The organism is Paracoccus halophilus, from assembly GCF_000763905.1.
GTDB lineage: Bacteria > Pseudomonadota > Alphaproteobacteria > Rhodobacterales > Rhodobacteraceae > Paracoccus > Paracoccus halophilus.
Genome location: NZ_JRKN01000012.1, coordinates 85,015 through 93,282 on the forward strand (window position 1 = coordinate 85,015; position 8,268 = coordinate 93,282).

At 67.6% G+C, this 8,268-nt stretch carries 11 protein-coding genes and 1 pseudogene; 7 read left to right on the plus strand and 5 right to left on the minus strand.

Annotation, left to right across the window (positions count from 1 at the left end):
• Genes IT41_RS10560 through IT41_RS10590 form a run of 7 tightly spaced genes read left to right on the plus strand, consistent with a single transcriptional unit; the run spans position 1 to position 5,469 of the window.
• Positions 1–765 (plus strand): thiazole synthase, encoded by a 765-nt coding sequence (locus IT41_RS10560; protein WP_036740956.1) that lies wholly within the window; start codon positions 1–3, stop codon positions 763–765.
• Between the two features lie 2 nt (positions 766–767).
• Positions 768–1,367: a thiamine phosphate synthase gene (locus IT41_RS10565; protein ID WP_036740957.1), complete on the plus strand. Its 600-nt coding sequence runs from the start codon at positions 768–770 to the stop codon at positions 1,365–1,367.
• A complete protein-coding gene (locus tag IT41_RS10570) occupies positions 1,364–2,323 on the plus strand; it encodes a HesA/MoeB/ThiF family protein (RefSeq protein WP_036740959.1) in 960 nt (319 codons plus the stop codon). The genes IT41_RS10565 and IT41_RS10570 overlap by 4 nt, the downstream gene beginning before the upstream one ends.
• Entirely contained in the window at positions 2,323–3,264 is a 942-nt protein-coding gene (locus IT41_RS10575) for an ABC transporter substrate-binding protein (protein WP_036741006.1), read from the plus strand. The genes IT41_RS10570 and IT41_RS10575 overlap by 1 nt, the downstream gene beginning before the upstream one ends.
• Positions 3,261–3,929 carry a thiaminase II gene (tenA, locus tag IT41_RS10580; RefSeq protein WP_036740961.1) on the plus strand — a complete coding sequence of 223 codons (669 nt, stop codon included), beginning with the start codon at positions 3,261–3,263 and terminating at the stop codon, positions 3,927–3,929. The genes IT41_RS10575 and tenA overlap by 4 nt, the downstream gene beginning before the upstream one ends.
• Positions 3,926–4,741, plus strand: a complete 816-nt coding sequence (locus IT41_RS10585) for an ABC transporter ATP-binding protein (RefSeq protein WP_036740963.1) — start codon at positions 3,926–3,928, stop codon at positions 4,739–4,741. Before tenA ends, IT41_RS10585 begins: the two co-directional genes overlap by 4 nt.
• Entirely contained in the window at positions 4,738–5,469 is a 732-nt protein-coding gene (locus IT41_RS10590; protein WP_036740965.1) for an ABC transporter permease, read from the plus strand. The genes IT41_RS10585 and IT41_RS10590 overlap by 4 nt, the downstream gene beginning before the upstream one ends.
• Here the strand turns inward: IT41_RS10590 and mobA are convergent.
• The 5 genes and pseudogenes from mobA to IT41_RS20710 form a co-directional block, all read right to left on the minus strand.
• Positions 5,457–6,068 (minus strand): molybdenum cofactor guanylyltransferase MobA, encoded by a 612-nt coding sequence (mobA, locus tag IT41_RS10595; protein ID WP_036740967.1) that lies wholly within the window; start codon positions 6,066–6,068, stop codon positions 5,457–5,459. The genes IT41_RS10590 and mobA overlap by 13 nt on opposite strands.
• A 19-nt stretch (positions 6,069–6,087) precedes the next feature.
• Positions 6,088–6,927 carry an S-formylglutathione hydrolase gene (gene fghA / locus IT41_RS10600; RefSeq protein WP_036740968.1) on the minus strand — a complete coding sequence of 280 codons (840 nt, stop codon included), beginning with the start codon at positions 6,925–6,927 and terminating at the stop codon, positions 6,088–6,090.
• The gene (locus tag IT41_RS10605; protein ID WP_036740969.1) at positions 6,911–7,444 is read right to left on the minus strand and encodes a GNAT family N-acetyltransferase; all 534 of its coding nucleotides are present in this window, start codon (positions 7,442–7,444) and stop codon (positions 6,911–6,913) included. Before IT41_RS10605 ends, fghA begins: the two co-directional genes overlap by 17 nt.
• On the minus strand, positions 7,441–8,076 hold the full coding sequence (locus IT41_RS10610; protein ID WP_036740971.1) for an ATP-dependent Clp protease proteolytic subunit: 636 nt from the start codon (positions 8,074–8,076) through the stop codon (positions 7,441–7,443). Before IT41_RS10610 ends, IT41_RS10605 begins: the two co-directional genes overlap by 4 nt.
• 76 nt (positions 8,077–8,152) lie before the next feature.
• Positions 8,153–8,268, minus strand: a pseudogene (locus IT41_RS20710) (S-(hydroxymethyl)glutathione dehydrogenase); the annotation flags it as partial.

Genomic DNA, 8,268 nt, shown 5'->3' on the forward strand with positions numbered 1-8,268 from the left:
ATGCCGCAATTCTACGGAACGCGGGTGGAGAGCGCGCTGATGCTGGGCACGGCGCAATACCCCTCGCCCAGCATCATGGCGGATGCGTTTCGCGCATCCGGCGCCGGCATCGCCACCGTATCGCTGCGCCGCGAAGGCGGGGCGGGGCAAGATTTCCACAAGCTGATCAAGGGGCTGGACATCCCGATCCTGCCCAATACCGCCGGCTGCCATTCCCTGCGCGAGGCGGTGACCACCGCGCAGATGGCGCGCGAGCTGTTTGAAACCCCATGGATCAAGCTGGAGATCATCCGCGACGACGACACCCTGTGCCCCGATGTCGTGGCGCTGGTCGAGGCGGCGCGCGTGCTCTCGGATGACGGTTTTCAGGTCTTTCCCTATTGCACCGAAGATCTGTCGGTCTGCGGCCGGTTGCTGGATGCGGGCTGCCGGGTGCTGATGCCCTGGGGCGCGCCGATCGGCTCGGGCCGGGGGCTGAACAACCCTTACGGGCTGCGCAGCCTGCGGGCGCATTTCCCCGATGTGCCGCTGGTCGTGGATGCCGGGATCGGCCTGCCCAGCCATGCCGCGCAGGCGATGGAACTGGGCTATGACGCGGTGCTGCTGAATACCGCCGTCGCCCGCGCCGGCGACCCGGTCGCGATGGCCCGCGCCATGGCGCTGGCGATCGAGGCCGGACAGCTTGCCCACGCCGCGAACCCGATCGAGGCGCGCGACATGGCCGCCCCCTCGACCCCTGTTTTCGGCATGGCCTCCCTGGGATGAGAATGACAAGACTGCCCCGCTTTTACCCGATTTTCGACAGCTCGGACTGGTTGCGCCGCGCGCTGCCCCTGGGCGTGAAACTGGTACAGATCCGGATCAAGGATCTGCCGCCCGCAAGATTGCTGGGCGAACTGGCCCTGTGTCAGAAGCTTTGCCGCGAACATGGCGCGACGCTGGTGGTCAACGATCACTGGCGGGCGGCGATCGACCTTGGCTGCGATTTCATCCATCTGGGGCAAGAGGATCTGGACGAGGCCGATATCCCCGCCATTCGCAAGGCGGGGCTGCGGCTGGGCGTCTCGACCCACGATCACGCGGAGCTGGACCGCGCGCTGGCGCTTGAGCCGGATTACATCGCCCTGGGCCCGGTCTGGCCCACCATCCTGAAAAAGATGAAATGGGAACGGCAGGGGCTCGAACGCGTGTCGGAATGGCGCAGGCTGGTCGGGGCGATACCGCTTGTCGCCATCGGCGGCGTGACCCCCGAACGCGCGCTGCAGGCGTTCCGGGCGGGGGCCGACATCGCCTCGGCCGTGACCGATATCACGCTGAACCCGGACCCCGAGGCGCGCATCGGCGAATGGCTCAAGGTGACGCAATGAGCCGCTATCTGCGCCAGATGGTCCTGCCGGAAATGGGCGCCCCGGGACAGGCGCGCATCGCCGCCGCCCATCTGCTGGTCGTCGGCGCGGGCGCGCTTGGCGTGCCGGTGCTGCAATATCTGGCGGGCGCCGGGATCGGCCATATCACGCTGATCGACCCCGACACGGTCGAGGAAAGCAACCTGCACCGCCAGCCGCTGTATCGCATGAAGGATATCGGCCAGGCCAAGGTCCGCGCCGCCGCGCAGGCCGTGGCGCGCCTGAACCCCGAGGTCGGGATCACCGCGCTGGTCGATCGCCTGACCCCGGCGAACGCGCCCGCGCTGATCGCACAGGCCGATCTGGTGCTGGATTGCGCCGACAGCTACGCGGCCAGCTATACGCTGTCGGATGCCTGCCTGCCGGCGGGGAAGCCGCTGATCTCGGCCTCGGCCCTGGGCATCGCGGGCTATGTCGGCGGCTTTTGCGGCACCGCGCCCAGCCTGCGGGCGCTGTTTCCCGACCCGCCCGACAGCGGCCAGACCTGCGCCACGGCGGGCGTGCTGGGTCCGGTGGTCGGCATGCTCGGCTGCCTGCAGGCACAGATGGCGCTGTCGGTCCTGCTGGGACTCAGCCCCTCGCCTCTGGGTCAGTTCATCCGCTACGAAGGCGGCCGTTTCACGCAGTTCCGCTTTGACCGCGCGCCGGAGAACCCCGGCCCCCGCTTCATCGCCCGCGAAGAGATCACCAGGGGCGACATGGTCATCGACCTGCGCCCCGAGGACGAAGCCCCGCACAAGGCGACCGCCACCGCGCTGCGCATCCCCGGTTACGGCGAAACCGGCCCCCTGCCCGCACCGGACCAGCGTCTGGTCCTGGCCTGCCGCTCGGGGTTGCGGTCATGGTGCGCGGCCGATGCGCTGTCCCGCCGCTGGAGCGGCGAAATCACCCTTTTGGCACTTGGAGAAGACAATTGATAAAGCACGTCACGCTTGCCGCCGCCATTGCGCTGCTGGCGCAGCCGGCATTCGCGCAGGACAGGGTCTCGCTGATCCTTGACTGGTTCGTGAACCCGGATCACGGCCCGATCATCGTGGCGCAGGAAAAGGGCTTTTTCGCCGAAGAGGGGCTGGAGGTCGAGATCGTCGCCCCCGCCGATCCCGCCGATCCGCCGAAGCTGGTCGCCGCCGGCCAGGCCGATTTCGCGATCAGCTACCAGCCGCAGCTGCATCTGCAGGTGCATGAGGGGCTGCCGCTCAGGCGCATCGGCACGCTGGTCGCGACGCCGCTGAACTGCCTGATGGTCAGGGCCGACGGGCCGGTGCAGGAAGTCGCGGACCTCAAGGGCAAGAAGGTCGGCTATTCCGTCTCCGGGGTCGAAAGCGCCCTGATCCGCGCCATTCTGGACGATGCCGGGCTGGGCATGGACGACATCGAGATGATCAACGTGAACTGGTCGCTTTCGCCGGCGCTGATCAGCGGCCAGGTCGATGCGACCATCGGCGGCTATCGCAACTTCGAACTGACCCAGATGCGGCTGGAAGGCGCCGAAGGCCGCTGTTTCTATGTCGAGGAACAGGGCGTGCCGACCTATGACGAGCTGATCATCGTCGCCAACCCGGACAAGCTCGACCCGGAACAGGGCCGCGCCCTGCTGCGCGCGGTCGAGCGTGGCGCGCAATACATGATCAACCATCCCGACGAGGCATGGCAGCTTTTCTCGGCCACCGCGCCCGACCTGCGGGACGAATTGAACACACAGGCGTGGAAGGACACCCTGCCGCGGTTCTCGCAAAGCCCCGCCGCGCTGGATCAGGGCCGCTATGCCCGGTTCGAGCAGTTCCTTTTCGATGCCGGGCTGGTGGACAGCATATTGCCGGTTTCCGATCTTGCCATGGATCTGGGAGCAGACAAATGAACTACGGCCTGAGCTTCGCCAGATTTCGCGCGGCGGCGCCGGAATGGGACGCCTATACCCGCCACCCCTTCGTTCAGGGACTGGCCGATGGCAGCCTGCCGCGCCAGGATTTTCTGAACTACCTCGTCCAGGACTATCTGTTTCTGATCCAGTTCGCGCGGGCCTGGGCGCTGGCCGTGGTCAAGGCCGGCGATCTCGATGAGATGCGCACCTGTTCCGCCACGGTCCACACGCTGCTCGATCACGAACTCGCGCTGCATGTGCGCACCTGCGCCGCCGCCGGCATCGACATCCAGACCATCCTCACCACGCCCGAGGCGAATACGAACATGGCCTATACGCGCTATGTCCTCGCCACCGGCTTCGCCGGCGATTTCCTCGACCTGCTGGCGGCGCTGATGCCCTGCGTGATGGGCTATGGCGAGATCGGCGCCCGGCTGGCGCAGGAGGCCGCGAAGGATACGCCCTATCGCGACTGGATCGAGGTCTATTCCGGCAAGGAATATCAGCAGGCCTGCATCGATGCCGGCGCATTGCTGGACAGCGCCATTCGCAAGCGCCTGGGCGATGACCCCGAAAGCAGCCCCCGCTGGACGGCGCTGACCGAGCATTTCGCCGCCGCCACCCGGCTCGAGGTCGGGTTCTGGGGCCTGGGGACGACATGAACAGGCTCGCCGACCCGGCCGCGACCCCGGCCGCCAGCCTCAGCGGCCGCGCCTGGGTCGGTGAGGCGCCGCTTTTCGCCCCGGTCGATCTGGTGCTGGAACGCGGTCGCTGGACCTGCCTGCTTGGCCCCTCGGGCGTCGGCAAATCGACGATCCTGCGGCTGATCGCGGGGCTGGATACCGGCGTCCGCTTCGACGGAAAGGTGCATCGCGACCAGCCCGTCGCCCTGATGGCCCAGGATCCCGGGCTGATCCCGTGGCTCGACGTGACCGGAAACGTCACCCTGGGCGCGCGGTTGCGCGGCACTCTGCCAATCTCCTTCATGGCAAAATATCCCGGGGGGCGCCCATCCGGCCCCGGCAAGGGGACGGATGGGCGGGGGGCAGCGCCCCCCGCCGACAGTGCCGCGCGCGCCGACGCCCTGATCCGGGCGGTCGGCCTGTCGGATCGCGCGGATCACCGCCCCGACCGGCTGTCGGGTGGCCAGCGCCAGCGCGTCGCGCTGGCCCGCACCCTGTTCGAGGACCGGCCGCTGGTGCTGCTGGACGAACCCTTCTCGGCGCTGGACGCGCGCACGCGGGCGCAGATGCAGGAACTCTCGGCCGGGCTGCTGGCCGGCCGCAGCGTGCTGCTGGTCACCCATGACCCGGCCGAGGCCGCGCGTCTGGGCGATCGCATCCTGCTTTTGCGCGAACAGGGGCTGAGCGAATGCCCCGCCCCGCCGCCGCGCCGGCAAGGCCATGCCCGGCCCTATGACGCGCTCGAGGTGCTCGCCATGCAAGCCGATCTGATGCGCAGGATGATGGCATGAAGACGCTGGCCGTGCTTGTCGCCACGATCCTTGCCGCCTGGCAGGGGATCATCTGGCTCTCCGACATCCCGCCGTTTCTGCTGCCTTCGCCGCTGGCCGTGGCGCAGGCGCTCTGGCTGAACCGGGTCGAGATCCTGCGCCATGCGGGTTTCACCCTGACCGAGGTGGTGCTGGGCTTTGCCATTGGCGCCGCGATCGGCGCCGCGCTGGCGGTTTCCATGGGGTTCTCGGCAAGGCTGAGCGGCGTGCTGCGCCCGATCCTGACCTTCAGCCAGACGATCCCGGTCTTTGCGCTGGCGCCGATCCTGACGCTCTGGCTGGGCTTCGGCATCGCGCCCAAGATCGCGGTGACCGTGCTGATCGTCTTTTTCCCGGTCGCCAGCGCCTTTCTGGACGGGCTGAGCCGGACGCCACAGGCAGCGCTGGATCTGGCCCATGTCATGGGCGCCCCGCGCGGGCGCATCATGTGGCATCTGCGGGTGCCGGCAGCGCTGCCGCAACTGGCGACCGGGCTGCGGCTGGCGGCGGTCTATGCGCCGATCGGCGCGGTGATCGGCGAATGGGTCGGCGGCGCGCGGGGCCTCGGCGCGCTGATGATCCACGCGAACGGCCGGATGAAGACCGATCTCGTCTTCGCCGCCCTGCTGATGCTGTCGCTGATGACGGTGATCTTCGCGCGGCTGGTCTCGCTGGGGCTGCACCGGATCTGGCGCCGCTACGGGGTCTGAAGCAGCGCCTCGGCCCGCGCGACATCCCCGGGCGTGTTCAGGTTCAGAAAGGGATCGACCGGCTGGCTGTCAAAGACCGCGCGGCCGGGATCGAAGCGGGCGGCGAACAGCCCGATGCGGTGCTGGCCCGCCTCCAGCGCCGCGCGCATGTCGCCGGCCAGCGCCACCGGCCAGAGCGCGCAGGTCGGGTGATCGCGCAGCAGGCCGCCGGCATCGGGGCTGGCGGCGATGGCGATGCCCGACCGCCCGGCCGCCTCGCACAGGCGCCAGACCAGATCCCGGGGCAGAAAGGGCGTATCCACGCTGACGCTGACCAGGCTTTCCGCGCCCTGCCCGGCCGCCCATTCCATGCCGGCCAGAACCCCGGCCATCGGCCCGGCGAAACCGGCGAAACTGTCGGAGATGACCGGCAGGTCATAGGCCGCGAACGGCGCCGCCTCGCCATTGGCATTCAGGGCCAGCGGGCCGGCCTGCGGGCGCAGCCGGGCGATGACGCGGGAAAGCAGCGTCTCGCCCGCCAGCATCCGCAGCGCCTTGTTGCCGCCGCCCATGCGCCGCGACAGGCCGCCGGCCAGGATGACGGCGGGGATCCGCTTCATCTTGCCGCCATGGCGCGGATCAGCCCAGCCGCTCGGCGTGCCACTGGATATGGTCGCCCATGAAGCTCTGCACGAAGAAATAGCTGTGGTCGTAGCCTTCCTGCATGCGGAACACGCCCGGCTGGCGGCGCTCGGCCATGGCATGGGCCAGCGCCTCGGGCTTCAGCAGATCGAGGAACTGGTCCTTGCTGCCCTGATCGATCAGCACCTCGCCCGAATAGCCTTTTTCCCGCATCAGCAGGGTGGAATCATGGCCCGCCCATGCGGCGCGATCCTCGCCCAGATAGGCCGAGAGCTGCTTGCGGCCCCAGTCGGATTCGCTGGGATTGGCGATCGGCGCAAAGGCCGAGACCGATCTGTAACGCTCGGGGAAGGTCATCGCGATGGTCAGCGCGCCATGGCCGCCCATGGAATGGCCGGTGATCCCCTGCGCCTCGCGTTCCAGCGCGAAATTGCCGAAGACCAGTTCCGGCAATTCATGGGTGATATAGTGCCACATGCGGAAATGCGGCGCCCAGGGCTTTTGCGTGGCATCGACATAGAAACCGGCGCCCTGCCCCAGATCATAGGCCTCGTCATCCGCGACGCCTTCGCCGCGGGGCGAGGTGTCGGGAAAGATCACCGCGATCCCCGCCTCGGCCGCCCATTCCTGCGCCCCGGCCTTGGTCATCGCGTTCTCATGGGTGCAGGTCAGGCCCGACAGATACCACAGGACCGGCACCCTGTGATGCCGGGCCTGCGGCGGCAGGTAGATCGCGAATGTCATCGCGGTGCCGGTGGCCTGCGACTGGTGGCGATAGACGCCCTGCACGCCGCCGAAGCTGCGGTTTTCCGATATGGTCTCATGGGCCAGGGTCATGGCGATCCTCTTTCGTCAAATCGTGGAACATGACCAGCGCATCGACATAGCCATGTTGCGGGTGAAGAAACGCGGCCGGAAGGCGGCCGACAATATCGAAACCGGCCTTTTGCCACGAATGGACGGCATCGGCATTGGTCGCGACGACGAAGTTGAACTGCATGGCGCGAAAGCCCTGATCCCGGGCCCAGCCCTTGGCATGGGTGACCAGCGCCTGCGCGATGCCCCGGCCGCGCGTCCGGGCATGGGTGGCAAAGCTGGCATTGGCGACATGGGCCGCCGGGCCGGGCCGGTTGCGGCCGACATGGCTGGTGCCCAGGATCTGGCCGTCATGCTCGGCCACGAAAACGGTGAAGGGCGCGGCGAACCAGTCGGCCAGCGCCTCGTCACGGGAAATATCGGGCGGGATGCAATAGGTCTCGCCCGCGCGATAGACCGGCTCCAGAATCTCCCAGATGGCCGCCTGGTCCTGGGGCGTGGCGGGACGGATCCGGATATCGGTCCCGCCCGCGTTCATTTCAGCTCATCCACCGAGCGGATGACCTTGCCCAGCAGGCCGTAATCCAGCGCCTCCTGCGTGTTCAGCCAGAAATCGCGCTGCGTGTCCTGCTCGATCTTCCCGACGCTCTGGCCGGTCGCCTCGGCCAAGATCTGGTTCAGCCGGTCGCGCATCTGGCGCACCTGCTCGGCCTGGATCATCATGTCCGACGAGGTGCCGCCGATCCCGCCCGAGGGCTGATGCAGCAGGAATCGGGTATTGGGCAGGCAATAGCGGTTTTCCTTTTCCGCGCCGACAAAGATCAGCGCCCCGGCCGAGGCCACCCAGCCCGAGCCGATGGTGCGCACCACCGGACGGATGAACTTGATCACGTCATGGATCATGTCGCCCGATTCGACATGGCCGCCGGGCGAGCTGATCAGCATGTTGATCGGATCGTCGCTTTCCTCGGCCAAGGCCAGCAGATGCGCGACCGTGCGCTGCGCCAGCTTGTCGTTGATCGGACCGGCGACGATCACCGTGCGCGATTTGAAATACAGCTTGCCGATCTTGTCCCCTTCGGGCAGGCCCAGCCCTTCGTCCTTCTTGCCTTCCTGGTGGCGCTCGTCGTCATCGTCATCGTCGTCGTCCAGGTGAAAATGCTCAGCCATAAATCGGTCCTTTCAGGTTGACGGCGGGACCGGTTGCCCGCCCCCGCCGTCCTTGTAACTAAGCAGGCCTTTACGATCAGTAAAGGACGACCGAGCGAATAGATTCGCCGGCATGCATCAGGTCGAAACCCTTGTTGATGTCGTCCAGCGGCATGGTGTGGGTGATCATCGGGTCGATCTCGATCTTGCCGT